Source organism: Pseudomonas chlororaphis subsp. chlororaphis (assembly GCF_003945765.1).
GTDB lineage: Bacteria > Pseudomonadota > Gammaproteobacteria > Pseudomonadales > Pseudomonadaceae > Aquipseudomonas > Aquipseudomonas chlororaphis.
Window position 1 is genome coordinate 755,577 of record NZ_CP027712.1, and the last position, 23,767, is coordinate 779,343.

At 65.0% G+C, this 23,767-nt stretch carries 20 protein-coding genes and 1 pseudogene; 12 read left to right on the forward strand and 9 right to left on the reverse strand.

Annotation, left to right across the window (positions count from 1 at the left end):
* Positions 1-84 precede the first annotated feature (84 nt).
* Positions 85-4,989, forward strand: a complete 4,905-nt coding sequence (locus C4K27_RS03335; RefSeq protein ID WP_053259491.1) for an alpha-2-macroglobulin family protein — start codon at positions 85-87, stop codon at positions 4,987-4,989.
* An 80-nt stretch (positions 4,990-5,069) separates the two neighbouring features.
* On the opposite strand, the gene C4K27_RS03340 is transcribed toward C4K27_RS03335, so the two are convergent.
* Positions 5,070-5,363, reverse strand: a complete 294-nt coding sequence (locus C4K27_RS03340) for a hypothetical protein (RefSeq protein WP_007921634.1) — start codon at positions 5,361-5,363, stop codon at positions 5,070-5,072.
* Positions 5,364-5,580: 217 nt separating this feature from the next.
* Between C4K27_RS03340 and pbpC the strand changes: the two genes are divergently transcribed.
* The 6 genes from pbpC to C4K27_RS03370 all read left to right on the forward strand — a co-directional run bounded on the left by pbpC (position 5,581) and on the right by C4K27_RS03370 (position 12,390).
* Positions 5,581-7,893 (forward strand): peptidoglycan glycosyltransferase PbpC, encoded by a 2,313-nt coding sequence (gene pbpC, locus C4K27_RS03345; protein ID WP_255313565.1) that lies wholly within the window; start codon positions 5,581-5,583, stop codon positions 7,891-7,893.
* Positions 7,894-7,959: 66 nt separating this feature from the next.
* Positions 7,960-8,262 (forward strand): MazG-like family protein, encoded by a 303-nt coding sequence (locus tag C4K27_RS03350; RefSeq protein WP_053259493.1) that lies wholly within the window; start codon positions 7,960-7,962, stop codon positions 8,260-8,262.
* On the forward strand, positions 8,262-9,011 hold the full coding sequence (locus C4K27_RS03355) for a methyltransferase (protein WP_007928683.1): 750 nt from the start codon (positions 8,262-8,264) through the stop codon (positions 9,009-9,011). The genes C4K27_RS03350 and C4K27_RS03355 overlap by 1 nt, the downstream gene beginning before the upstream one ends.
* 12 nt (positions 9,012-9,023) lie before the next feature.
* Positions 9,024-9,635, forward strand: coding sequence for a DUF4136 domain-containing protein (locus C4K27_RS03360; RefSeq protein WP_053259494.1), 612 nt, complete (start codon positions 9,024-9,026; stop codon positions 9,633-9,635).
* A 122-nt stretch (positions 9,636-9,757) separates the two neighbouring features.
* A complete protein-coding gene (locus C4K27_RS03365) occupies positions 9,758-10,315 on the forward strand; it encodes a DUF4136 domain-containing protein (protein ID WP_007928685.1) in 558 nt (185 codons plus the stop codon).
* A gap of 149 nt (positions 10,316-10,464) precedes the next feature.
* Positions 10,465-12,390, forward strand: a complete 1,926-nt coding sequence (locus C4K27_RS03370) for a TadG family pilus assembly protein (RefSeq protein WP_053259495.1) — start codon at positions 10,465-10,467, stop codon at positions 12,388-12,390.
* On the opposite strand, the gene C4K27_RS03375 is transcribed toward C4K27_RS03370, so the two are convergent.
* Positions 12,375-15,143, reverse strand: coding sequence for a PAS domain-containing sensor histidine kinase (locus tag C4K27_RS03375; RefSeq protein ID WP_053259496.1), 2,769 nt, complete (start codon positions 15,141-15,143; stop codon positions 12,375-12,377). The two genes, C4K27_RS03370 and C4K27_RS03375, sit on opposite strands and share 16 nt — an antisense overlap.
* Entirely contained in the window at positions 15,140-15,586 is a 447-nt protein-coding gene (locus C4K27_RS03380; protein WP_007928690.1) for a TadE/TadG family type IV pilus assembly protein, read from the reverse strand. Before C4K27_RS03380 ends, C4K27_RS03375 begins: the two co-directional genes overlap by 4 nt.
* A gap of 75 nt (positions 15,587-15,661) precedes the next feature.
* Here C4K27_RS03380 and C4K27_RS03385 point away from each other — a divergent pair, with 75 nt between their 5' ends.
* Positions 15,662-16,159, forward strand: coding sequence for a prepilin peptidase (locus tag C4K27_RS03385; protein ID WP_053259497.1), 498 nt, complete (start codon positions 15,662-15,664; stop codon positions 16,157-16,159).
* A gap of 94 nt (positions 16,160-16,253) precedes the next feature.
* On the forward strand, positions 16,254-17,045 hold the full coding sequence (locus tag C4K27_RS03390; protein WP_053259538.1) for a response regulator transcription factor: 792 nt from the start codon (positions 16,254-16,256) through the stop codon (positions 17,043-17,045).
* Positions 17,046-17,114: 69 nt separating this feature from the next.
* On the opposite strand, the gene C4K27_RS03395 is transcribed toward C4K27_RS03390, so the two are convergent.
* From C4K27_RS03395 to cpaB, 6 genes are read right to left on the reverse strand one after another with little or no spacing between them, the layout of a single operon-like run.
* On the reverse strand, positions 17,115-18,005 hold the full coding sequence (locus C4K27_RS03395; protein ID WP_053259498.1) for a type II secretion system F family protein: 891 nt from the start codon (positions 18,003-18,005) through the stop codon (positions 17,115-17,117).
* Position 18,006: 1 nt separating this feature from the next.
* The gene (locus C4K27_RS03400; protein WP_053259499.1) at positions 18,007-18,891 is read right to left on the reverse strand and encodes a type II secretion system F family protein; all 885 of its coding nucleotides are present in this window, start codon (positions 18,889-18,891) and stop codon (positions 18,007-18,009) included.
* Positions 18,892-18,909: 18 nt separating this feature from the next.
* Positions 18,910-20,184 (reverse strand): TadA family conjugal transfer-associated ATPase, encoded by a 1,275-nt coding sequence (locus C4K27_RS03405; RefSeq protein WP_053259500.1) that lies wholly within the window; start codon positions 20,182-20,184, stop codon positions 18,910-18,912.
* A complete protein-coding gene (locus tag C4K27_RS03410) occupies positions 20,181-21,371 on the reverse strand; it encodes a CpaE/TadZ family protein (RefSeq protein ID WP_053259501.1) in 1,191 nt (396 codons plus the stop codon). The genes C4K27_RS03405 and C4K27_RS03410 overlap by 4 nt, the downstream gene beginning before the upstream one ends.
* On the reverse strand, positions 21,368-21,526 hold the full coding sequence (locus C4K27_RS31145) for a hypothetical protein (protein ID WP_164523760.1): 159 nt from the start codon (positions 21,524-21,526) through the stop codon (positions 21,368-21,370). The genes C4K27_RS03410 and C4K27_RS31145 overlap by 4 nt, the downstream gene beginning before the upstream one ends.
* 20 nt (positions 21,527-21,546) lie before the next feature.
* Positions 21,547-22,485: a Flp pilus assembly protein CpaB gene (gene cpaB / locus C4K27_RS03415; RefSeq protein ID WP_053259502.1), complete on the reverse strand. Its 939-nt coding sequence runs from the start codon at positions 22,483-22,485 to the stop codon at positions 21,547-21,549.
* Between the two features lie 322 nt (positions 22,486-22,807).
* Between cpaB and C4K27_RS03425 the strand changes: the two genes are divergently transcribed.
* The 3 genes and pseudogenes from C4K27_RS03425 to C4K27_RS31390 all read left to right on the forward strand — a co-directional run.
* Complete coding sequence (locus C4K27_RS03425; protein ID WP_053259503.1) at positions 22,808-23,029, forward strand: Flp family type IVb pilin; 222 nt, start codon at positions 22,808-22,810, stop codon at positions 23,027-23,029.
* Between the two features lie 75 nt (positions 23,030-23,104).
* A complete protein-coding gene (locus tag C4K27_RS03430; RefSeq protein WP_053259504.1) occupies positions 23,105-23,518 on the forward strand; it encodes a response regulator in 414 nt (137 codons plus the stop codon).
* Positions 23,519-23,540: 22 nt separating this feature from the next.
* Positions 23,541-23,753: pseudogene (locus C4K27_RS31390) on the forward strand (hypothetical protein); the annotation flags it as partial.
* Positions 23,754-23,767 lie beyond the last annotated feature (14 nt).

The window sequence follows — 23,767 nt, forward strand, 5'->3', positions numbered from 1 at the left end:
CGATCAATGTGCGCTGCGCCACAGCCAGCCGGACGGCGGTGAGATATAGTTCAACCCTTCGATACTCCTGCCAATGAGTGCCCCATGTTTAACAAAGGATTGTTCCTGGCCTGTGCGCTGGCCTTGCTGAGCGCTTGCGATTCCTCGACCTCCGACAAGGCGGCGAGCCCTTCGGCTCCGACAGCGGCAGTGCCCGCGGCCAAGGCCCGGCCCGTGCAGGATGTCGCAGTGCTCAAGCAACGCTACGCCGGTCGCGAGTTGAACGTGGTGGACGTGTCCGAGGTGCAACTCGACGGGGCCAGCACCCTGTCGGTGAGTTTCTCGGTGCCCCTGGACCCGCAGCAGAAGTTCGCCGACAAGCTGCACCTGGTGGACAGCAAGAGCGGCAAGGTCGACGGTGCCTGGGAGCTGTCGGACAACTTCATGGAACTGCGCCTGCGTCATCTCGAGCCGCAGCGCAAACTGGTGCTGACCGTCGACGCCGGGCTGCGCGCAGTGAACGACGCGACCCTGGCCGCCGAATACGTCAGTCGCCTGGAAACCCGTGACTTGCAGGCCACGGTCGGGTTCGCCAGCCGCGGCACCCTGTTGCCGACCCGCCTCGCCGAAGGCCTGCCGGTGATTGCGCTGAACGTCGACAAGGTCGATGTCGAGTTCTTCCGCATCAAGCCCGAATCGCTGCCGATGTTCCTCGCCCAATGGGGGCGCAATAACAGCCTGCACAGTTACGAGTCCCGTGAACTGCTGCCGATGGCCGACCTGGTGTATGGCGGCCGCTTTGACCTCAATCCGGCGCGTAATACCCGGGAAACCCTGCTGCTGCCGATCGCCGGGCTCAAGCCGCTGCAACAGCCGGGCGTGTACCTGGCGGTGATGCGTGCCTCGGGCACCTACAACTATTCGCAACCGGCAACCCTGTTCACCCTCAGCGACATCGGCCTGTCGGTGCACCGTTACCAGAACCGCCTGGATGTCTTCACCCAGGCCCTGGAAGGCGGCAAGGCGCTGGACGGCGTCAGCCTGGAGCTGCTGGACGGCGAAGGCCGCGTGCTCGGCCAGGGCAAGACCGAGAAGGGCGGCCATGCCGAGTTGCCGCTGCCGAAGAAAACCGAAGTGCTGCTGGCCCACCAGGGCGAGCAGACCAGCCTGCTGCGCTTGAACGGCGCCGCCCTGGACCTGGCCGAGTTCAATATCGGCGGCCCCCAGCCTCATCCGTTGCAGTTCTTCGTGTTCGGCCCCCGCGACCTGTATCGCCCGGGCGAAACCGTGCTGCTCAACGCGCTGCTGCGGGACAAGGACGGCAATGCGGTCAAGCCGCAGCCGGTGAGCGTCGAAGTGCGCCGGCCGGATGAGCAGGTCAGCCGCAAGTTCGTCTGGGACGCCGATGCCTCGGGGCTCTATCAGTACCAGTTGCAACTGGCCGGCGAAGCGCCGACCGGGCGCTGGCAACTGGTGTTCGACCTCGGCGACGGCAAGCCGCAACTGTACGAATTCCTCGTGGAAGACTTCCTGCCCGAGCGCCTGGCGCTGGAACTCAAGGGCAGCGACACACCGCTCAAACCGGACGAGACCGTCGAGATCAGCGTCAATGGCCGGTACCTGTATGGCGCCCCGGCCGCCGGCAATCGCCTGAGCGGCCAGATCTACGTGCGGCCGCTGCGCGAGGCGGTCAAGGCCTTGCCGGGCTACCAGTTCGGCTCGGTCACCGAAGAAGAGCTGAGCCAGGACCTGGAGATAGAGGAGTCGACGCTGGATGAAAACGGCGAAGAACTGATCGCCCTGGAAAGCAAATGGGCCGAGGCCCGTTCGCCGCTGCAACTGATCGTCCAGGGCAGCCTACAGGAGTCGGGCGGTCGCCCGATCACCCGGCGGGTGGTGCTGCCGGTATGGCCGGCGGACAGGTTGCCGGGGCTGCGAGCGCTGTTCGACGGCGCGGAAACCGACGGCGACGGCCCGGCCGAGTTCGAGCTGCTGGTGGCCAACAATGAAGGCCAGAAGCTGGCGGCGGACAACCTCAAGGTGCGCCTGGTGCGCGAGCGCCGCGACTACTACTGGAACTACTCGGAAAGCGACGGCTGGAGTTATCACTTCAACGAGAAATTCCTCACCCAGGACGAACAGGTCCTGAGCATCAAGGCCGGCGATACCGCGAAGGTCAGCTTCCCGGTGGAGTGGGGCCCTTATCGCGTCGAGGTCGAAGACCCGCAGACCGGGCTGGTCAGCAGCCTGCGTTTCTGGGCCGGCTACCGTTCCCAGGACAACGCCGAAGGCGGCGCGGTGCGGCCCGACCAGGTCAAGCTGGCGCTGGACAAACCGCTGTATGGCGACGACGACACCGCCAATGTCACGGTGACCCCGCCGGCCGCCGGCAAGGGCTACCTGCTGGTGGAGTCCAGCGACGGTCCGTTGTGGTGGCAGGAAATCGACGTACCGGCCGAAGGCAAGAGCTATGCGATCAAGCTCGATCCGAAATGGGCGCGCCACGACCTGTACGTCAGTGCACTGGTGATCCGCCCCGGCGAGCGCAAGGCCAACATCACCCCGAAACGCGCGGTGGGCGTGTTGCACCTGCCCCTGGATCGCACCCAGCGCAAGCTCGGCCTGACCCTGAGCGCGCCGGAAAAAATGCGCCCCAAACAGCCGCTCAAGGTGAAGATCCAGGCCAGGAACGCCGATGGCAGCGTGCCGAAACAGGCCCATGTGCTGCTGGCGGCGGTGGACGTGGGCATCCTCAACATCACCGAATACCCGACCCCGGACCCGTACTCCAGCCTGTTCGGGCGCAAGGCCTATGGCGCCGACCAGCTGGATATCTACGGCCAGTTGATCGAAGCCGGCCAGGGCCGCCTGGCCAGCCTGGCCTTCGGTGGCGACGCGGCGCTGGCCAAGGGCGGCAAGCGTCCGGACACCAGCGTCACCATAGTCGCCCTGCAAAGCGCGCCGGTGACCCTGAACGAGCAGGGTGAAGGCGAAGTCAGCGTCGACATCCCCGACTTCAACGGTGAACTGCGCCTGATGGCCCAGGCCTGGACCGACGAACGCTACGGCATGGCCGAAGGCAAGACGGTGATCGCCGCGCCGCTGATCGCCGAACTGTCGGCGCCGCGTTTCCTCGCCGGCGGCGACCAGACCACCCTGGCGCTGGACCTGTCCAACCTGTCGGGCAAGGCGCAGAAACTCGATGTGCAACTGAGCGCCGAAGGCCAGCTGGCGCTGGTCAACGAAACCCGTCAGAGCGTGCAACTGACCCAGGGCCAGCGCACCACGTTGCGGATTCCGGTGCGGGCGCTGGGCGGCTTCGGCCAGGGCAAGGTCAAGGTGCTGGTCAATGGCCTGGACCTTCCGGGCGAGAGCCTGCCGCCGTTCAGCCGCGAATGGACCCTGGGGGTGCGACCGGCTTACCCGGCGTTGCTCAGGCATTACCGCGCGGTACTCAAGGATCAGCCCTGGAGCCTGCCGGAAGGCGAGCTGGCGGCGTTCGAGCCGGCCGGGCGTGAAGCACTGCTAAGCCTGTCGAGCCGGCCGCCGCTGAACCTCGGCGAGCAGATTCGCGCGCTCAAGGCCTACCCTTACGGCTGCCTGGAGCAGACCACCAGCGGCCTGTACCCGGCGCTGTACGCCGATGCCGTCAGCCTGAAACGCCTGGGCCTGGAAGGCGAGCCGGATGCCGAGCGCAAGCGCAAGATCGAGCTGGGCATCGAACGCCTGCTGGGCATGCAGCGCTACAACGGCAGCTTCGGCCTGTGGGGTGCGGACGGCGAGGAGGAATACTGGCTGACCGCCTACGTCACCGATTTCCTGCTGCGGGCCCGCGACCAGGGCTTCGCGGTGCCGGCCGAGGCGCTGAAGAAGGCCAATGAACGCCTGCTGCGTTACCTGCAGGAGCGCAACCTGATCGAGGTCAACTACAGCGAAAACGCCGAGCACACGCGCTTTGCCGTACAGGCCTACACCGGGCTGGTATTGGCACGCAGCCAACAGGCGCCGCTGGGCGCGCTGCGCAGCCTGTTCGAACGGCGTACCGATGCGCGCTCCGGCCTGCCATTGGTGCAGCTGGCCATCGCCTTGCAGAAAATGGGCGACCAGCCACGGGCCGAGCAGGCCTTGACCGCGGGTCTTGCGGCTTCGCGCAACAGCAAGGACTGGCTGGCCGACTACGGCAGCCCGCTACGGGATCAGGCGCTGATCCTGGCGCTGCTGGAAGAGCACGACCTGGCCAAGGGCAAGCGCGAGGAGCGACTGTTCGAGCTGTCCGACCAACTGGCGGCCAGCCCGTACCTGTCGACCCAGGAGCGCAACTCGCTGTTCCTCGCCGGTCGCGGCCTGCTGGGTAAGCCGGAAGCCAACTGGACCGCGCAACTGAGCAGTGGCGCCGAAAGCCGCGAGCTGAACAACAGCCAGCCGGGGCTGAAGCTGGAAGGTGCGTTGCTGGCTTCGCCGTTGTCGATCAGCAATCAGGGCAGCGAGCCTGTGTACCAGCAACTGACCATTTCCGGTTATCCACAGCAGGCGCCGCTGGCCGGTGGCGAGAACCTGAGCATTCGGCGCGAATACCTGGGGATGAACGGCCAGCCACTGAACCTGCGGGCCCTGGGCAGCGGCGACCTGGTGCTGGTGCACCTGGCGGTCAGTGCCAAGCAACGGGTACCGGATGCCCTGGTAGTGGACCTGCTGCCGGCCGGCCTGGAACTGGAAAACCAGAACCTGGCGCAGAGCGCCGCCAGCCTGGAAAACGCCAGCAGCCAGGTCAAGGAATGGCGCGAGTCGATGCAGAACGCCAGCCTCAAGCACCAGGAGTTCCGCGATGACCGCTACGTGGCGGCGCTGAACCTGGACGGCTACGACAGCGTCACGCACCTGCTGTACCTGGCACGCGCCGTCACGCCCGGCACTTACCGTGTGCCGCCGCCGCAAGTGGAGTCGATGTACCGGCCGAACTGGCAGGCCGTGGGTGAAACCCTGCCGGAGATGGTGATCAAGGGGCGTTGAGAAGGGCGATCGCGGCAAGCGCGTTCCTTATGTAGGAGCGAGCTTGCTCGCGATACGACCGCGCAGCGGTCGTCTATCGGTCAGTGCACCACCCAGCTCAGCAGCCACAACCCCAGCAGCAGCCAGATGATGCCCATGACGATCGAGGCGCGCATGAAGGCGCGGACCGCCGAGTACAGCAGCATCAGCCCGACGATCAGGGTGATGATGCTGATGATCGAGGTGTCCATGCCCAGCGCCCGCGACAAGCCGTCGATAAAGTTGCCGCCGGCGTTGGTCAGGGCGTTGAACAGACCGCTGAGGCCATCGACGATAAACCGTATGACCGAGCCCAGCGCCTGGCCGAGCCATTCAAAAAAGCTTTCTACCTGCATGCGTGCATCCTGATGAAAAAGTTGGCGTGCTTGCCAGACCTGAGCCTTTGGCCATCAATCGCGCTGGCGAGTTCCGTTCCAAGCATAGAGGTTCGCGGGTTTGATTTTTCGATTAGTTGCATCGCGCCTGCGCAGTTTTTGGTGGCGAATATTTGGCCAGGCACAGTCGCCCGGCTTGCCATCGCCGCAACCAAGCGGTCGCCGAGGCTGGCGCATCCTGCGGACCGTGCTGGGCGGCCTGTTGCTGCTGTGGGCCGGGCTTTGGCTGGCCGACCGCATCTGGCCGCTGCCGCTGCCCAAGGATGACCTGGCGCGGGTGGTGCTGGCCGAGGATGGCACGCCACTGTGGCGCTTTGCCGATGCCAATGGCGTCTGGCGCTATCCGGTGCGCACCGACGAAGTCTCGCCCTATTACCTGGACGCGCTGCTGACCTACGAAGACCGCTGGTTCTACAGCCATCCCGGGGTCAACCCGATGGCGCTGGCGCGTGCCGCCTGGCAGAACCTCACGGGCGGGCGGGTGTTGTCCGGCGGCAGCACCCTGTCGATGCAGGTGGCGCGCCTGCTCGATCCTCACTCGCGAACCTGGCACGGCAAGCTGCGCCAGCTGTGGCGCACCGCGCAGCTGGAATGGCACCTGAGCAAGCAGCAGATTCTCACGCTCTACCTCAACCGCGCGCCGTTCGGCGGAACCTTGCAAGGGGTGGCCGCGGCCAGTTGGGCTTACCTGGGCAAGTCGCCGCAGCACCTGACCCACGCCGAAGCGGCGCTGCTGGCGGTACTGCCCCAGGCGCCGAGCCGGCTGCGCCCGGACCGGCATGCCACGCGGGCACAGGCGGCCCGGGACAAGGTGTTGCAGCGCCTGGCGCAGTTCCAGGTCTGGCCGCAATCGGCGGTGGACGAAGCCTTGCAGGAACCCCTGTTGCTGGCGCCGCGGCTGGAGCCGAGCCTGGCGCCCCTGCTGGCGCGCCGGCTGAATCGCCCGGACAGCCCGCCGTTGATCCGCACCACCCTGGACGCCAACCTGCAACGGCGCCTGGAAGACCTGCTTTTGGGCTGGCGCGCGCGCCTGCCGGAACACACCTCGGCGGCGATCCTGGTGGTCGAGGAGCAGACCATGGCGGTGCGCGCCTACCTGGGCTCGGTGGATATCAACGATGCGCGGCGCTTCGGCCATGTGGACATGATCAGCGCCATGCGTTCGCCGGGTTCGACCCTCAAGCCCTTCCTTTATGGCATGGCGCTGGATGCCGGGCTGATCCATTCCGAATCGCTGCTGCAGGACGTGCCCCGGCGGTATGGCGACTACCGGCCGGGCAACTTTTCCATGGGCTTCAGCGGCGCGGTGTCGGCCAGCACCGCCCTGGCCACCTCGCTGAACCTGCCGGCGGTGCAACTGCTGGAAGCCTACGGGCCGAAACGCTTTGCCGCCGAGATGCGCATCGGCGGCATGCCGCTGACCCTGCCGGCGCTGGCGGAACCGAACCTGGCGCTGATTCTCGGTGGCGCCGGCAGCCGCCTGGAGGATCTGGTCAGCGGCTACAGCGCCTTCGCCCGTGGCGGCAAGAGCGCGAGCCTGCGCCTGCAACCGGATGATGAGTTGCGCGAGCGGCCCTTGCTGTCCCCCGGTTCGGCGTGGATCGTGCGGCGCATTCTCAGCGGCCAGGCGCGCCCGGACCGCAACCCGCGAGCCGAGCTGGTACAGCGTCCGGTGCTGGCCTGGAAGACCGGCACCAGTTACGGCTTTCGCGACGCCTGGGCGATTGGCGTCGGGCCGCGCTACCTGATCGGCATCTGGATCGGCCGCCCGGACGGCACCCCGGTGCCGGGGCAGTTCGGCCTGGCTTCGGCAGCGCCCTTGATGCTGCAAGTGCACGATGTGCTGATCAACCGTGACAGCCAGCGCGGCATCAGCGCGCCGGTGCAGCCGGTGCCGATGAATGTCGGGGTGGCGGCGATCTGTTGGCCCCTGGGCCAGCCCATGAGCCGCAGCGATCCGAACTGCCGCCGCCAACGTTTCGCCTGGACCCTGGACGGCACCACGCCGCCGACCTTGCAGGCGGCGGATCAACCCTTGGGCGTCGGCCTGCTGGAAAAAGTCTGGGTCAATGCCAAGGGCCTGCGGGTCGACGCCAAGTGCCCGGGGGCACAGGCGCGGGATATCGCGCTGTGGCCGGCGCCGCTGGAGCCCTGGTTGCCGCGCATCGAACGGCGTGAAGCGCGCCTGCCGGCCAACGACCCGGAGTGCCCGGGGCCGGCCCTGGCGGCAGCGGCGCCGTTGTCCATCGTCGGCGTGCGCGAGGGCGATCGCTTGCGCCGCCCGGCGGCCAGCCAGGACCTGCTGCGGCTCAAGCTGTCGGCCCTGGGCGGCAGCGGCAGGCGCTGGTGGTTCGTCAACGGCGAGCCGCTGGGCGAGAGTGCCAACCAGGACAGCATCAACGCCAGTTTCGAACGGTTGGGGCCATATCAACTCAGCGTGCTGGACGAAGGCGGGCAGACGGCGCGGGTCGAGTTCAGCGTTATCGATTGAGGGGGCGGTGCGGGCCTTGCCTTCATCCGCCATCCCCCCGAAGCTATACGCCTTCAGGAGACCCCGATGAACCTAGACGAACTGACCCAACGCCTGCACGCCATTCGCGACCGCAATGACTGGCGGCAATTTCACAGCCCGAAGAACCTCGCCATGGCCGCCAGCGTGGAGATGGCCGAGCTGGTGGAAATCTTCCAGTGGCTGAGCGAAGACCAGTCGCGGCAACTGCCGGCCGACAAGCTGGCCCATGCCGGCCAGGAAGTCGGTGACATCGTGCTCTACCTGTTGCTGCTGTGCAGCGAACTGGGCCTGGACCTGGAGCAGGTGGTGCGCAGCAAGCTGGCCGACAGCGAACGGCGGTTCGGCTGATGAGCGACCGTCATTTCGACCAGTTGGCGACCCGTTTCGCGGAAAAGATCTACGGCGGCGCCAAGGGCGCGATCCGCCTGGCGGTGCTCCAGGCCGACCTGGCCGAAGCCTTGCCGGACCGCCCGCTGCGGGTACTGGATATCGGCGCCGGGCTGGGGCATATGTCGCTGTGGCTGGCCCAGCGTGGCCATCAGGTGACCCTGGCCGAACCGGCCGAACCGATGCTCGAAGGCGCCCGCCAGCGCTTCGCCGAGGCCGGCCAACAGGCGACCTTTATCCAGGCGCCCTGGCAGGACCTGCTGGGCCAGCTCACCGAACCCTATGACCTGGTGCTGTGCCATGCGGTGCTGGAGTGGCTGGCCGAGCCCCATGCGATCCTGCCGGTGCTGCATCAACTGACCACCCAGGACGGCTGGCTGTCGCTGGCCTTCTATAACCGCGATGCGCTGATCTATCGCAACCTGCTCAAGGGCCACTTTCGCAAGATGCGCAAGAACGACATGGCCGGCGAGAAGCAGAGCCTGACCCCGCAACAGCCCCTCGATCCGCGGGAACTGGCGGCGCAACTCGACGGCTTGTGGCGAGTCGAAACCCAGAGCGGGGTACGGGTTTTCCATGACTACATGCCGGTGGAATTCCAGGCCCGTGCCGAGTTGCTGGACCTGTTGGAAATGGAATTGGCCCATCGTCGTCACCCAAGCTTTGCCGGGCTTGGGCGTTACCTGCACTGGATTTGTCGTCCGGTCTGAGCGGAGCTCGAAATGAAACGCCACGCTGGTTTGCTTGTGCTGTGCCTGGGGCTGGCGGCCTGCCAGAGCCCCAACCCCTATGTCGCCAGTTCCAATCCACTGCCGCCGGCGCCCCCGCAGGCGGCCGGGACCTTCGACCGCAGCGCCTACCCCGCGCCCCAGCGCGACTATGGGCGCTATCGCAGCTGGGCCTGGCGCAACGGGCGCCTGCCCAATGGCTCGGCCTGGGCCGATTCGGCGCAGGTCGCCGAGGCGATCAGCAACGCCCTCGACCAGCGCGGCCTGCGCCCGCTGCACGACAACCGTCCGGCGGACCTGTGGGTCAGCGCCGACCTGCACCTGGAAAAGCGCCTGCGCCAGGTGCAGGACGACTATGGCTATGGTTACGGCGGTTATGGCTACAACCGCTACGGCCCCGGCTACGGCATGTACAACACAGTGCCGGTGGTGCGTACCTACGAGGTGGAAGTCGTGGTGGTACGGGTCAACCTGTTCGACGGTCGCAGTGGCCAGCCGGTGTGGAGCGCCAGCGCGGAAACCTCGAGCCAGGGCAGCCTGAGCGAGCGCGCCGATGCGCTGCGCGAGGCTGTGGAAAAGGCCATGGCGGCGTATCCTCCTAGTTAGGCTCCGTACGAAGCTGCACGCTGGGCTGGGTTAAAACAGGCTTGCCTGACCTTCGCTCGCCGACTTTCGTACAGACCCTAGCGACATCCCTTCAGGTGCATTTGCTCTTCTGGAGAAACATCATGTTCCGCCCTCTTGCTTTACTGGCCCTGGCCGCGCTGCTCAGCGCCTGCGCCGCCAACCAGGTCAACCATGACTTCGACGCCAGCCGCGACTTCGCGGCCTATCGCAGCTGGAGCTTCAAGGAACCCGCTCTGCAATACCGCCCCGACGATCCGCGGATCAAGAGCGACCTCACCGAGCAGCGCATCCGCCAGGCCGTCAGCGATCAGCTCGACCAGCGCGGCCTGCGTCCGGCCGCGGCGGGCAAAAAGGCCGATCTCAACGTCCAGACCTACCTGATCGTCGAGAACCGCCAGCAACAGGTCACCACCAATTACGGCGGCGGCTGGGGTGGCCCGTGGAACGGCTACTGGGGCGCGCCGATGTACAACGAAACCCGCAACATCACCTACAAGGTCGCCACCATCCAGATCGACCTGCTCGATGGCAAGGACGGCAAGCTGGTGTGGCGCGGCAGCGACGAGCAGATACTCAGCAGCACGCCAAACCCCGCCGATCGCAGCACGGCGATCAGGGAGACCGTCGGCCGGATCCTGGCGAACTACCCGCCCAGGTAAGTCGCGGTATTCCACCACGGGCGAGGGCTGCACGGGCCCTTGCCCAAACACAGCGCTGGCAAGTCGCCAGCGTTGTATTCCAGCCTTGACTACACTCCTTTCACCCAGCGGAGGTTGCGCCCGGCGGTGCGCCGGCAAAGGAGTGCTCCATGTTTTCCCGCACGCAGTTTTCCGGACCGGCTCGGCAGCGTGGCGCTATTGGTCTGATAGGGGCGCTGGCGCTGGGCACGGCGGTGTTGTGCACCTTGGTGGTGGTCGACAGCGGGCGCCTGTACCTGGATCAGCGTGAGTTGCAACGGGTGGCCGATAACGCCGCGCTGGAGGCGGTGGCGCGGGGTGGTAATTGCCTGGCGGGGGGCAGCGCGGATAGGTATGCGAAAGAAAGCGCGGCGCGCAACGGCTTTGTGGTGGGAGACGACAGACCGCTGACAGCCACCTGTGGCTCACTGCAGACCGGTGCCGACAACCTGCGCACCTTCAGCCCCAACGCCAGCCAGGCCAGCGCCATCCGAGTGGTGGTCAGTGAAGCGGTGCCCACCAGCATCGCCCTCGGCGTAACCAATCTGTTTTCCGACAATCCCGTCAGCACCACGACCTCGTTGAGTGCCACGGCGGTAGCGGCCCAACCCAAGCCACCGCTGGCGCAATTGACGATTCGCAGCACGCTGGTCGACCTCAATCTGTTGAATGGCGCCCTCAGCGGTCTCGCGGGTAGCGCGATCAATGTCAGCCTGCTCGGTTGGCAGGGCCTGGTCGATACCGACATCAGCCTGCTCGGTTACCTGAAGCAGCTGGCCATTGATCTGAATGTGAGCGCCGGAAACTACAGCGAACTGCTCGACGTCGATACCGACATTACCCAACTGCTCCAGACCGCCATCAGCGTGGCCCAGAGAAATGGCGCTACCCTCGAGGTGCTGACAGCCCTGGGCAGCATCAAGGCCGCAGCCATCAATACGGTTCCGGTGAAACTGGGTGACCTGTTGAAGTTGCAGACCGGCACCGCGGACGCCGGGCTGGATGCCAGCGTCCAACTGCTGAGCCTGGTCGAGGCGTTCCTGCAACTGGCCAGCAGTCAGAGCGCCGCGGCGGTCGAGTTGCCGGTGAGTGTGTTGGGGCTGGCGGGCGTCACCACCCGGGTCAAGATTGTTTCACCTCCGGAGTTTGCCATCGGCAACCCGGAACTGGCCGCCGCCGACCCGCTGGGGCCCAATCGCATCTATGTGCGTACCGCTCAGGTGCGGGCGTTGCTGACGTTGGATCTCTCGCTGATCAACAGCGTGCTGCAGGCGGTGAATGCCCTGCTGTCGCCGGTGGTGGTCACGCTCAATACGGTGCTCAGCGCCAATCTCAGCTGTGTGCTCGGTGGCCCCTGTGTAAAGACCGACCTGCTGATCCTGCCGGACGGCGCGAATCTGGATGTCAGCCTTGAAGTGGCGGCCGGCGACAGTCATGTCACCGGCTATACCTGCGTCAGCGACAGCGACAACAGCCTTTCCGTCGACACCACCACCTCCGCGGTCAAGCTCAAGGTCGGTCGGGTGGACGCCAGCAACTGGGCGTCTTCGACCGCTCAGGTCAGCGTGAGCCCGTTGCCGCTGGTGGATATCGGCGCGAGGACCTGCCAGGGGCTGCTTGGTCCTTGCGATCCGCGTGTCCCTTTTGCCGGCGGCGGTAGCGAGTTGATGATCGACACGTCGGTCGCCGGTACCCACGAGCCGAATTTCACCTTCGTCAATCCGCCGAAAATGAAGCAGGAACTGGCGGACGACGATTGGCACAGCGTGACCGCCTCCAATGTGGTCAGCAGCCTGCGCGCGTCGTTGACCGGCATCACTCTGATTCAGCACCCGCCCAGCATCGGCAGCCTGCTCGGGGTGGTGCTCAATACCTTGCTGTCGGCGTTGAACACCGTAGTCGGCCTGCTGGCCACGGCTATCGGCGCCTTGCTCGGCCCGTTGCTGGACCCATTGCTGAACAATGTCCTGGCGGTGTTGGGCATCGATCTGGGCAAGGTCGAGGTGGGCGCCAACCTCACCTGCGGCCAAACCGGCCGGGCCTATCTGGTGATCTGATCGCTCTGTACCAACGGCAGTTCGATGCAGAAGCAGGCGCCTTCGCCGGTGTTGCTCACGCTCAGGCGCCCGCCCATGTTCTCGACTATGCCGTAGCTCACCGAAAGCCCCAGGCCAGTGCCCACGCCGACCGGCTTGGTGGTAAAGAACGGTTCGAAGATGCGCCCCAGCAGGCGCGGGTCGATGCCGCCGGCATTGTCTTCGACCAGCAGCCGCACCCGCTGCGCGTCATGTTCGGCGCGTATGGCGATCCAGGGCCGCAAGTCCGGATCCTGCTCGCGCCGGCCGAGCAGCGCATCCCGGGCATTGACCAGCAGGTTGATCAAGACTTGCTCAAGCTGATCGACATAGCCCCGCACCTGCACGTTGAAGTCGATTGGCGCGACACGCAACTCAACGCCTTTGCCGCGCATGCCATCGGCCAGCAGCGACAGGCAGCCTTCCACCGCCTGGGCCGGATCGAAAGGTTGTTGCTCGATCTCCGAGCTGCGGCCAAACACCCGCATATGGTCCACCACCCGGCCGGCCCGCTGGACCTGGGCATCGATGCGCTTGAGCTTGTCCTGCAGGTAGTCGAGTTGCACGTCGCCGTTGTTCAGGCGCTTGAGCACGTTGACGATGGCCATGCGCATCACATTCAGCGGCTGGTTGATTTCATGGGCCAGCCCGGTGGCCATTTCGCCCAGGGTGGCCATCTTCGCGCTTTGCATGAGTTGCAGCTGGGAGCGCCGGACTTCGGTGTTGTCGCGGCCGACGGCCTGGATCTCCCGCAGGCGTCCTTGCTCGTCGAACACCCCGCGGTCGGACCAGACCCACCAGGCATGTTCGCGCCCCGGCAGTTGCAGGTTGATTTCCGCGGTGCTGACCGGAAATTCCGGGGTCAGCTGGCGGATGCGTTGCACGAAGGCGGCGTGTTGTTCGGCGGACAGCCAGTCACCGAGGTTGGCTCCGGCCAGTTGTTCGGGCGGGCATTCCAGGTAGGTCGCCAGGGGCCGGTTGCCGAAGGTCAGGGTCAGGTCGGGCAGGTAGCGGCAGATCATCGCCGGGGAGTCTTCCACCAGGATCCGGTAACGCTCCTCGCTGAGTCGTATCTGCTCGGTGGCCAGGGTGGCGTCGGTGACGTCCAGCCACAGGCCGACAGCTTCGACCGGCATGCCCAGGTCGTCGCGCAGCAGCCTGGCCTCGTCGAGCACCCAGTGGTATTCGCCACGGCTGTCGAGCAGGCGATAGCGGCTGCGCACCGCGCCTTCGCGCAGCAATTGCCGGTTGCGCTCGAAGTAGCGGTCGCGGTCGTCGGCATGCACCCGTTCCGCCAGGGCGCCGTCGTTGCAGTCGTTCAGGGTCCAGCCGAGCAACGGCTGCAGGCTGTCGCTGAAAAACGTCGGCTGCAGCGCACCCTCGACATAGCGCTGGACATAGATCACCGCCGGCGAATGGGCGATCAGGTTGTCCAGCCGGGCGTGGGCCGCGGCCGCCTGCTGCTCCTGGTTCTTGATGTCGCTGATGTCCAGCATGAAACCGACGAAGCGCTGGTTCTGGCCAATGCCCAGGGCTTGCCCCTGCAGGCGGTACCAGATGGCCGGCAACTGCGGGTCGGCCCGCTGCAACCGTACGCAGAGCAGCAGCGGTTTGCCTTGTCGCAACTCTTGCAGGCGGCTGCTCAGTTCCTGGCGATCGGCGGGGTGGATCAGGGCCAGCCAGGCCTGCAGCGACAAGCGTCGGGTCTGGGGTTCCAGCAGCAGGTTGAGGGCCAGCTGCGGCGCCAGCTGGATCTCGTTGTCCTGCGCGAACAACTCCCACCAACCGGTGCCGAGCAAACCTTGCAAGGCCTCCAGGCGCTCCAGCTGGTGATGGTGCTGCTGTTCGCGCAAACGTCCGAGCAAGGGGCCGGCCAGGGCGGCACTCAATTGCAGCCAGTCCCGTTCGCTCAATTGCGGTGCCTGCTGGCGTACCGGGTAGAAGCCGCAGAGCAGCCAGGCCGCGACACCGTGATCGTCGCGAAAGGGCACGACAAAGCCCTCGCTGCTGCCGAACGCACGTTGCAGGCGCGGATGCTCGCCAAGGCCTTGAGTGAAGATCAGCGACTGCGGGGCATTGCCGTTCAGGCTGTCCAGCCCGGTGCCCAGGACCTGGCCCTTGTGCCACAGCTGCGGTGCATCGGCGGCCTGATACAGGCCATGGATGTACCAGCCCTGTTCCAGGTCGTCGAGCAGCGCCAGGGCGAGGCAGGGGATATGCCAGTGCTGGGCCAGGGCATGGAGTTGCTCATGCAGCACCTCGGGCAGGCGAAAGAGGCTGCACAGGCGCAGCTGTTCGCTGATCTGCACGGCGAACTGCTGGCAGTCCTGGCGTTGCTGCGCCTGCTGGCGTTCCAGCAACAGGTCGCCGATGTCCAGCAGGTGCAGGAGCCAGCCTTGGGTAGACGGTTGCACCCAGCCGCGCAGGTGCAGGGTTTGCCCGCCGGCACCATGGAAGTCCAGGTCGAGCATGTGCCCCTGCCAGTCGCCAGGGCTGCCTTCGACACTCAGCGCGCTGTGCGCCAGCAGGTAGTCCAGCAACGGCGCCGGCCCTTCGGCGGCCGGCGGCTGGGCCAGGGCGTGGCGCAGCGGGCCGGTCATTTGCAGCACCTGGGCGTTGTGGTCCAGGTGCACCAGCAGGCCGACTCCGGGCGTGGCCAGGGGCGGCGCGGGAGGAAGCGCCTGGGGCGTCGTCCGGCCGAGAAAGCGCCCGAGGAGTTTGTCGCCCGAGCTCAAAATTGCAGACTCGACTGGGCGCTGAGGTTCGCGGGCAGGGCGGGCACGCTGCCCAGGCCCGGCAGCACCAGGAAGGGGATGACCTGTCTGAGCTTGTCGGTGGAGTAGTGGACACGGACCGTGAGCAGGCCACCCGCGTAAGTCACGGTGGCATCGCTGGCGTTGTTGGCATTGAAGTTGAAGGCCTGTGGAATCCAGGTCAGTTGCTCGCGCAAGGTGTTCTTCGCGCGCGCTATCAGGGCAGCGTCATAGCCGGGCGTGGCGGGGTCCAGGGCGACGCTGCGCCGCACCGCTTCGGCAGTGGCCTTATTGAAGGACTGCACCATCAAAAGCGGCACGCTGTAGCTGACCAGGGCATAAAACACGGCGAAAAAAATGATGAAGACCATGGCGAACTCGATGGCCACGGCACCTTTTTGTTTTTCTGGCAGGTCGACTTTCACGGCGGCGTCTACCCTGACTGCTAGTAGGTCATGTCAGCATAGAATCATTCAGCCAGAAGGGATGTTTTTTAACCGATGCAGCATTGGATTCTATTGGCTTGGCTGGGGCTGTGTGCGGTGCAGGATATCCGCCAGCGTCATCTCGCCAACGGCTTGACCCTGGGTGTCGCGCTGCTGGCGCTGGGGTACTTGCTGTGGGCTGGCAACACCTGGCTGGGCGCCGACGCGGTGCAGGGGGGCAGGGCGCTGTTGCTGGCCTTGCTGCTGACCGTGCCGGGCTATGTGCTGGGCCGGATGGGCGGCGGCGACGTGAAGCTCCTGGCGGCCCTGGGGCTGGCGTCTGACCCCCTGCACCTGCTGGGTACCTTCATCGGTGCCGCGTTGGCCAGCGGCCTGTGGTGGTTGCTCGCGCCCAGGCTGTTGCCCGCTGCCGACCAACCGCTGGCAAGGTCCTTGCAATACCTCGATCCGCGGCAGGGGCAAAAGTTTGCCTTCGCCCCTTTCGTCCTGGTCGGCATGGCCCTGACCCTGCTTTGGGCCCGCTATTCATGCCGCCTATCTCTATGTACATAGTCGGAAAGTAGTCTACGTTTATTTTGTACCTGCCCGAAGTGGACGCGGCAGGGCAGGAACATTCGTCTTGGGCTTGCCAGGCATGGAGTTGCGCGTGAACAAGCTTATATCCCGCATCAAAGTACTCGTGGTCGACGACCAGCCGTTGATAGTCGAAGAGCTTTGCGAGTTTCTTGAAAGCAGCGGTTATCGCTGCGTCCCTTGTGAGTCCAGCCGCCAGGCGATCCAGCAGTTCAATGAAGATGCCGAAATCGGCCTGGTACTGTGCGACCTGCACATGCCCGATCTCGATGGCATCCAATTGGTGCAGGAACTGCAGCGTATCGCCGGCAAGCATCGGGTTTTCGAGGCCATCATGCTCACCGGCCAGGCCGACAAGCAGGATGTGATCAAGGCCTTGCGCGCCGGCATCGCCGATTACTACCAGAAACCGATCGACCTCGATGAGCTGCTGGCCGGTCTGCAACGCCAGGAGGAAACGTTGCAGGAGCGGCAGAAAAACCTGCAGCTGGGGCACCTGAACCAGAAGCTGCAGTTCCTTTCCGAATCCATTGACGATCTTTACCAGGATCTGGACAAAGTACGTCGCGCGCCACTCGTACCACCGACGACGCAGGCGTCGGACCAGGGCGGCGGCGAGGCGGAGCAGATCGAAATCCCGGCGATCTTCAATCAGCTGTCGCCCCGGCAACTGGATGTGGCCCGCCTGGTAGGCAAGGGGCAGACCAACTACCAGATCGCCTGTGAACTGGGGATCACGGAAAACACCGTGAAGCTCTACGTGTCCCAGGTGCTGCGCCTGACCCATATGCACAACCGCACCCAGCTGGCGTTGGCGCTGGCACCGAGCAACTCGGGGTTGCGCCAGCGCGTGACCGCCCACTGATTATTCCCCATGTGCAGCACCCTCCGATGGTCACGAGGGTGTGCTGCGCATGCAGGCCGCTGCATCCTTCTATTGGTGGGCGAAAGCCCGGGCAATGGCGCTGACGCCAGGTCCGGCCAGGACGATCAGTAACGCCGGGAAGAGAAACAGCATCATCACGACGGACATTTTCGCCGACATCTTCGAGATGTATTCCTGCAGGCGCGTCAGGCGCCGGTCATCGAGCAGCAGCTTGAGCGACTGCAACGACTTCATCGCCCCGCCGCCCTGGTAAATCAGCTGTTGCAGGATCACGCAGGTGTCGGTGAACTCATCGACGGCCAGCAGCCGCGCGGACTTGTTCAGTTCGTCCCCCAGTTCCAGGCCGGAATCCACCCGGGCCAGCACCATGCGCAATTCCTGGGTCAGGGCCGGCAGCAGTTTCTGCGCGTCCTTGCTCAACACCCGCAGGGCCTGTTCCACCGCCATGCCCGACTCGAACAGGATGCGCAACAGGGGAATGAAGGTGGAGATATCGACCGCCAGTTGTTTCTGCCGCCTGCCGGCGGCCATGGCCAACAGGCGCTTGGGCAACAGGTAGCCGAGGCTCAGAGCGAACACCGGAGCGACCCAGTGGTTTTTCGCCGCCGGGAAAAACACCCCCTGGATCACCAGGGTCAGGCCCAGGGCGAGAATCGGTGCGCCGATCTGGCAGGCGGCGAACAGCGAGCGTTGCCGTGCGCTGCGCCAGCCCAGGCGGTTGAGCAGCAATTGGGTTTCATTGTCGAGCCGGACCGCGTACTGGCCGACCTTGCTGTCGCCCAGCACGTGCAGCCAGTTGCCGAGTGTGTTGTCGCGCGCCAGGTGCCCCTGCAGGCGCTCGGTCACCTGGCGCGTTCGCCGGCGCTGTTCCAGCAAGCTGCCCAGTACCAGCAGCATGGCTGCGAGAAACAACAGTGCACTGATCAGCAAGGCTGTCATGTCAAACACTCCGCAGCATGCGCCACAGCAGCGCGCAGCCGATGACCTGCAAGCCGAAGGCGGCCAGCAGCATCATCCGGCCGCCGCTCTGGTTCCACATGCTCATCAGGTAGGTCGGGTTGGCTATCAGGAAATAGCCGGCCAATGACACCGGCAGGGCCGCGAGGACCATCGCCGTGATACGGGTTTCGCCGGTCATCGCGCGCAGTTGCCGGGCGGCCTGGTCGCGTTCGCGGATCAGCTTGATCAGGTTTTCCAGCAGCTCGCTGGCATTGCCGCCATAGCGGTGGTTGACCTTGAGCCCCAGGGCGAACAGGCGCAGTTCATCGCGCTCGTACAATTCGGCGAAGTCCGCCACCGCATCCGGCAGGTTGACCCCCAGCAGCACGTTGCGCTGGACCCGGCCCATGGCGTGCTTCAAGGGATTGTCGGCGGCCTCGATGCCGCCCAGCACCGCGTCGGCCAGAGTGCGTCCCGACTTGAGGCTGCGCACGGCATGGTCGAGCAAGGGCGGCAGCTGTTCGATCATGCGCTTGAGGCGCCGCCGGTACAGCCAGCTGATATACAGGCGCAGCAGCACAGGCGGTGCGACGAGCAGGGCGAGCAGCCCCGGCCACTTGCCCAGCCCATACCCGAGCATGCAGCCCAGGGCCCAGACCACCAGCCATAGCCCCAGGCGTTCGGTGGGACGACCGAGGCCCGCGCGCAGAAAGGCCCTTTCGAGCCGATTCCACGAGGTCTTTTCCTCGCTTGGTTGCGGTTGTCCCTGGGCCAGGCGGTCGAGCACCCGGGCGGTGCGGGCCTGGCGCAGGCCGCTGTAGAACATCCAGCCCGACAGCCCCAGCAGGGTCAGGCACAGGAGGGCAAGCAGCACGGGACCTAACATGCGGTGGCGCTCCCTGGCTCAGTTGACGGGTAGGTCGGCGTCGCGTCGCAGCTTGTCGCCAGCGGGGTTGGCCGCTTCGCGCAGAAAGCCGAAACCGCTACGTCGGTTCAGACGGAACAGGGTGTTGGTGACGTAAATGTTTTCGCGTACGCCGACCACTTCCACCACCTCGCTGACACAGCGCCGGCCATCGGGCAGGCGCGTCAGCTGAATCACCACGTCCAGGGCCGCGCAGATCATCTGCCGCAGGGTGCGTTCGGCCACCTGGCGCCCGGTCAGGCCCACCAGGGTTTCCAGGCGCAGCAGGGCATCCTGGGCATTGTTGGCGTGCACGGTGCTCATGGAACCGTCGTGGCCGGTGTTCATCGCCGTCAGTACATCGAGCACTTCGACGCCACGGATCTCGCCGAGGATGATCCGGTCCGGGCGCATGCGCAGAGCGTTGCGGATCAGGTCGCTGGCCTTGACCTCGCCATGGCCTTCGGCGTTCGGCGGACGGGTTTCCAGGCGCACCACATGGGGATGGCCCAGTTGCAGTTCGGCCACGTCTTCGATGGTCACCAGCCGTTCGTGAGGGTTGATCAACTGGCTGAGGATATTCAGCAGGGTGGTCTTGCCGGTGCCGGTGCCACCGCTGATCAGGATGTTGCAACGCTTGCCCACGGCCTCCTGGACGAATTCGAAGATCGCCTGGTCGATGGTCTGCATGGCCATCAGGTCGCTGCTCTTGAGCATGTCCTTGCGGAATTTGCGGATCGACAGGCAAGGGCCGTCGAGGGCGATCGGTGGGATGATCGCGTTGACCCGGCTGCCGTCGGGCATCCGTGCATCGACCATGGGCGAGGACTCGTCGAGGCGTCGGCCCAGGGGCGCGAGGATGCGTTGCATGACCCGCTCCACATGGTGCGCGTCGATGAAACGCAGGTCGCTCTGGTGCAGCACGCCATCGCGCTCGACGAACACCCGGTGCGGGCCGTTGACCAGGATCTCGGTCACCGCCGGATCGCGCAGCAAGACTTCCAGTGGGCCGAAACCGGTGAGCTCGTCCACCAGTTCTTCGGCCAGGCGCTCCATTTCATAGCGGGAGATCGCCAGGTGCAGGCGCGAGATGTACTCGGCCACCTTGTCGGTAATGAAGCGGGCCAGTGCCTGGCGCGAACCTTCCAGCAGGTTTTTCCCCGACTCTTCGATGGCGTCGATGACGTAGCGATGCAACACCAGCTTCAGGCCCTCGTGATCGGTGTTGCCGATGGGGCTGTGGGACTGGGCGCCGAAAAGTTTTTCTCTGCTCATCGACTTCCCCTGAGGCGCTCGAACCAGCCGGGCTTCGCCGTGGGCAGCCCTTGGGAGCGTCTGGCCAGGCGCTCGCCGAGGGTCTTCAGGGATTGGGTCAGGCCTTCGCGGGGGGCCAGTTCGAACAGCGTGACGCCCTGGTTTTTCGCGTTGAGACGCACCTCGGGGCTATAGGCCAGGACCGCGATCACTTCCAGGGCAAAGGTCTTGCCCAGGGTTTGCGCATCCGGAGCGACCCCGCGCAGGTAGCGGTCGACCAGCAGGCGGGCGTGTTCCAGCTTCATGCCTTTTTCGCGCCAGAGGTTGAGTACCGCCAGGTTGCGACGGCAGTCGAGCACGCTCTGGTCGGTGTACCAGAGCAACTTGTCGCAATGGCCGACGAAGGTGCGCAGGGCTTCGCTGTCCGGTTGTCCGGTGAGGTTCACCACGATGTGCTGGAAGTGCTGGCGCAGGGCACTGAGCAGCATGTACAACTCGGCGGCGCTGGTGCGTTCCAGCGGCTCGTCATGGCCGGCATAGGCCAGGATCCGCAGCCCGGCTTCGGTGCTGGTGAAGGCACTGTCGATCAGGGTCGCATCCAGGCGCCGCAGATGGCGCAAGGCATCGCCGAAGTGGAACGAGCTTTCCAGCCCCAGCAGCGCCAGGCTGTCGCCGCGCGGCAGGCCGAGGTCGAGCAACAGCGTCTGCTGGCCGCTCTTCTGCACCACCAGCGCCAGATGGCTGGCGAGCAGGGCGCCATCGGCATCGCTCTGGGTGCCGTAGAGCACGGTCAGGCCGCCGAGCTGGGTGCTCGGCGTGACCTGGGGCAGGCGTTTGCTCAGGCGCCGTACCAGGCCGGCCACTTCGCTGGAGCGCGAGCCGTAGGCCACGAAGTCGCGGGCCCCGGCGCGCATGGCGTTGAGTACCAGTTGGTTGTCCATGCCGTCGCCCAGGGCGACGATGGCCAGCATCGGCTTGGCCTCCAGCGCGCCCTCGATCAACGCCGACTGGGTGACCACATGCTCGCGATCGAGACCGACGAAGACCAGGCTGGCGAATGTCACATCCACCAGCGCCAGCAATTCGTCGAGGCTGCCGCTGCCAGCGCTGACCACCTGCCCGAGTGGCGCCAGGGCGCCTTGCAGCCATTCCAGGTCGGTGCCGTTGCGGGTGATCGCGAGGAAGGTCTGGCTCAGGTTCTGGCTCATTGCGATAGCCCACTGCGTTGATTGAAGTTGCGGTTTTCCAGGGAGTACCCGTTCGGGTCGTGCTTACACAGCGGGGCGTCGCCCTCGGCAGGTACACCGCTCGACATCAGGGCCCGGATCAGGCCTTTGAACAGGGGCTGGGAATCATTGGACATGAAGAGGTGTCCTTGCATGATCAGGGTGTTTGTTGGCTCGCTTCGATGCCGCGTATGACTTCTATCTGGGCGCGACGCGATGTGGCGTCGAACGTTCTGGTGGTGGAGGGAGAGGGGGTGGACAGGGCCAACTGGTTGAACTGGATCAAGGATCTGTCGGCGTTTTGCAGATGCTTCGACGCGCTTTTTTCGCCGGCCCAGTAATGCGCCAGGCGTTTCTCGTCGGCGCTGCGTACCGCCAGGCGCAGCACGCCGGCTTGAGCCGCGAGCATCAAGCGGCTCAGCAAGGGTTCCGGGACAGCCAGCAACACGCTGCGCGCGTTCAGGCGACGCTGATCCTGTTTGAGTTTTTCCTCGGCACTGGCGGGCGGCGAGCCCGGCTTGCCATCGTTGGTCAGGCCCAGTTGCTCGCCAATGCCCAGCACCCGCAGGGCCGGCACCACGACCTGGGCCGAGGGCAGCAGGTTGTTGCTGTCCTGACGCAGGAACAGCAGCACATCGACGTAGTCGCCAGGGCTCAGTTGCCCGCTGGCGCCGATGACTTCGTCTACCGCGACGGCCAGGGCGCGCTCGTCGGCACGGATCATGCGGGCCACACTGCCCCCGGCTTCGAAGCTTTCCTCGCTCAGCCAGGTCCCCGCGGGCAACGCCCGCCATGGCGTGCGTCCGATGACTTGATCGAGGCTTTTGAGGCTGCCGGCGGGCGCGGTGCGCAGCCGCTCCAGCGTGACATCGCCGGCCTTGATGGGAACGAACGGAGGTATGTCGCGTACCAGCACCGCGACGGGCTGGCGTGTCGCATCTTCGGCGGAAGCGGTGACGGTTTGCACGGTGGCGGGGGAAGGCTGCGCTACAGGTTGCGCTGCGGGCCTGCGACTCAATGCCAGGCCCCAGTAACCGGCAATGAGAGCCCCCACCAGAAACACCCCAGCCAACCCCATAGTGATACGACTGTTCATGACGGCTCTCCCTTTCCCGCTGCATTACCGACTCGCACATCCAATGAGTCAATTTCGCAATCAGGCAGCTATGAACAAGCAACTATTTCGCTATTTGAAGGTAGAACAGCTGCAACAAAACGCCATTACTGTCGAGAAAATAACTTGGCTCATCCGTGTCCTGTCTGATGTCGCGTTTTTTTTGACGTCAAAGGGACGAGCTAATACTTAATGATTAATTCGTTCTTACAGTTGTTGGCTGGAATTTTGTTGACAATGCTGTGGTGGCACAGGGGAATCATGTTGCAACGCTGCAACACTCAGTGCGTTGAGGAGAAACTAGATGTTCTTCATTCTCGCTACCCAATGGATCACCCTTCTGGCCTCCCGGCTCCTGCGTTTCCTCAAGAATAACGAGGGGGCCTCAGGGATCGAGTATGCGCTTATCGCCGGTATGGTGGCCGTGGCCATCGCGGCATTTGTACCTGACATATCAGAGGCTATCACCGGCACCTTCACGGTCTTGCGAGATACTTTGGAGGACGCCGTTCCGGCTGATGAGTAGTACATAGCAACGGTCCTCAAGGCTTTATCGAGGCGTCGATACCCATCGGTATTCAGTCACTTTCAGGTATTGCCCATGAGCGCCTCTTCGTTTCCACGCCAGCAGCTTCTTCTCGTGGACGATGAAGAGGACGCGCTGCTCGAGCTCGCCGAATTGCTGGAGGGTGAAGGCTTTTGCTGCTTCACCGCGACCTCGGTCAAGCTCGCCCTGGCCCATCTCACTCAACACCCGGACATCGCGCTGGTCATCACCGACCTGCGCATGCCGGAGGAGAGTGGCCTGTCGCTGATCAGGCGCCTGCGCGACCACACCTCCCGTCAGCACCTGCCGGTGATCGTCACCTCGGGGCATGCCGACATGGATGACGTCAGCGACCTGCTGCGCCTGCAAGTGCTGGACCTGTTCCGCAAACCCATCTACCACGTGCGCTTGCTGGAAACCCTGAACACGCTGTTCCCGCAGCCACGCATCCATCTGGTCAATCCCTGAACCTGCGTGATGATCGATTCGTATCGCTGACAGGGCCAACACCACCTCGACCTTTGTCCTGGGGGGCACGCCATTCACCACCAGCGGCGTATCGCCGGTACGCGACAGTTATGAAACGAGCCTGGGCGCGACCTATCGCGTCGGTGCCTGGAGCCTGGGCGGTTCGTACAACTACCTGACCAAGACCGACTTCTTTGCTGACACCTTCACCGCCAAGGTGCGCTACGACTTTTGATGCTTGCCTGAACA

Excerpts from the sequence above, each read along its gene's own strand:
- C4K27_RS03335 (WP_053259491.1), top strand. The coding sequence starts at position 85 with ATGTTTAACAAAGGATTGTTCCTGGCCTGTGCGCTGGCCTTGCTGAGC.
- C4K27_RS03340 (WP_007921634.1), bottom strand. The coding sequence starts at position 5,363 with ATGCAGGTAGAAAGCTTTTTTGAATGGCTCGGCCAGGCGCTGGGCTCG.
- C4K27_RS03350 (WP_053259493.1), top strand. The coding sequence starts at position 7,960 with ATGAACCTAGACGAACTGACCCAACGCCTGCACGCCATTCGCGACCGC.
- C4K27_RS03355 (WP_007928683.1), top strand. The coding sequence starts at position 8,262 with ATGAGCGACCGTCATTTCGACCAGTTGGCGACCCGTTTCGCGGAAAAG.
- C4K27_RS03360 (WP_053259494.1), top strand. The coding sequence starts at position 9,024 with ATGAAACGCCACGCTGGTTTGCTTGTGCTGTGCCTGGGGCTGGCGGCC.
- C4K27_RS03365 (WP_007928685.1), top strand. The coding sequence starts at position 9,758 with ATGTTCCGCCCTCTTGCTTTACTGGCCCTGGCCGCGCTGCTCAGCGCC.
- C4K27_RS03370 (WP_053259495.1), top strand. The coding sequence starts at position 10,465 with ATGTTTTCCCGCACGCAGTTTTCCGGACCGGCTCGGCAGCGTGGCGCT.
- C4K27_RS03385 (WP_053259497.1), top strand. The coding sequence starts at position 15,662 with ATGCAGCATTGGATTCTATTGGCTTGGCTGGGGCTGTGTGCGGTGCAG.
- C4K27_RS03395 (WP_053259498.1), bottom strand. The coding sequence starts at position 18,005 with ATGACAGCCTTGCTGATCAGTGCACTGTTGTTTCTCGCAGCCATGCTG.
- C4K27_RS03400 (WP_053259499.1), bottom strand. The coding sequence starts at position 18,891 with ATGTTAGGTCCCGTGCTGCTTGCCCTCCTGTGCCTGACCCTGCTGGGG.
- C4K27_RS03405 (WP_053259500.1), bottom strand. The coding sequence starts at position 20,184 with ATGAGCAGAGAAAAACTTTTCGGCGCCCAGTCCCACAGCCCCATCGGC.
- C4K27_RS03410 (WP_053259501.1), bottom strand. The coding sequence starts at position 21,371 with ATGAGCCAGAACCTGAGCCAGACCTTCCTCGCGATCACCCGCAACGGC.
- C4K27_RS31145 (WP_164523760.1), bottom strand. The coding sequence starts at position 21,526 with ATGTCCAATGATTCCCAGCCCCTGTTCAAAGGCCTGATCCGGGCCCTG.
- cpaB (WP_053259502.1), bottom strand. The coding sequence starts at position 22,485 with ATGAACAGTCGTATCACTATGGGGTTGGCTGGGGTGTTTCTGGTGGGG.
- C4K27_RS03425 (WP_053259503.1), top strand. The coding sequence starts at position 22,808 with ATGTTCTTCATTCTCGCTACCCAATGGATCACCCTTCTGGCCTCCCGG.
- C4K27_RS03430 (WP_053259504.1), top strand. The coding sequence starts at position 23,105 with ATGAGCGCCTCTTCGTTTCCACGCCAGCAGCTTCTTCTCGTGGACGAT.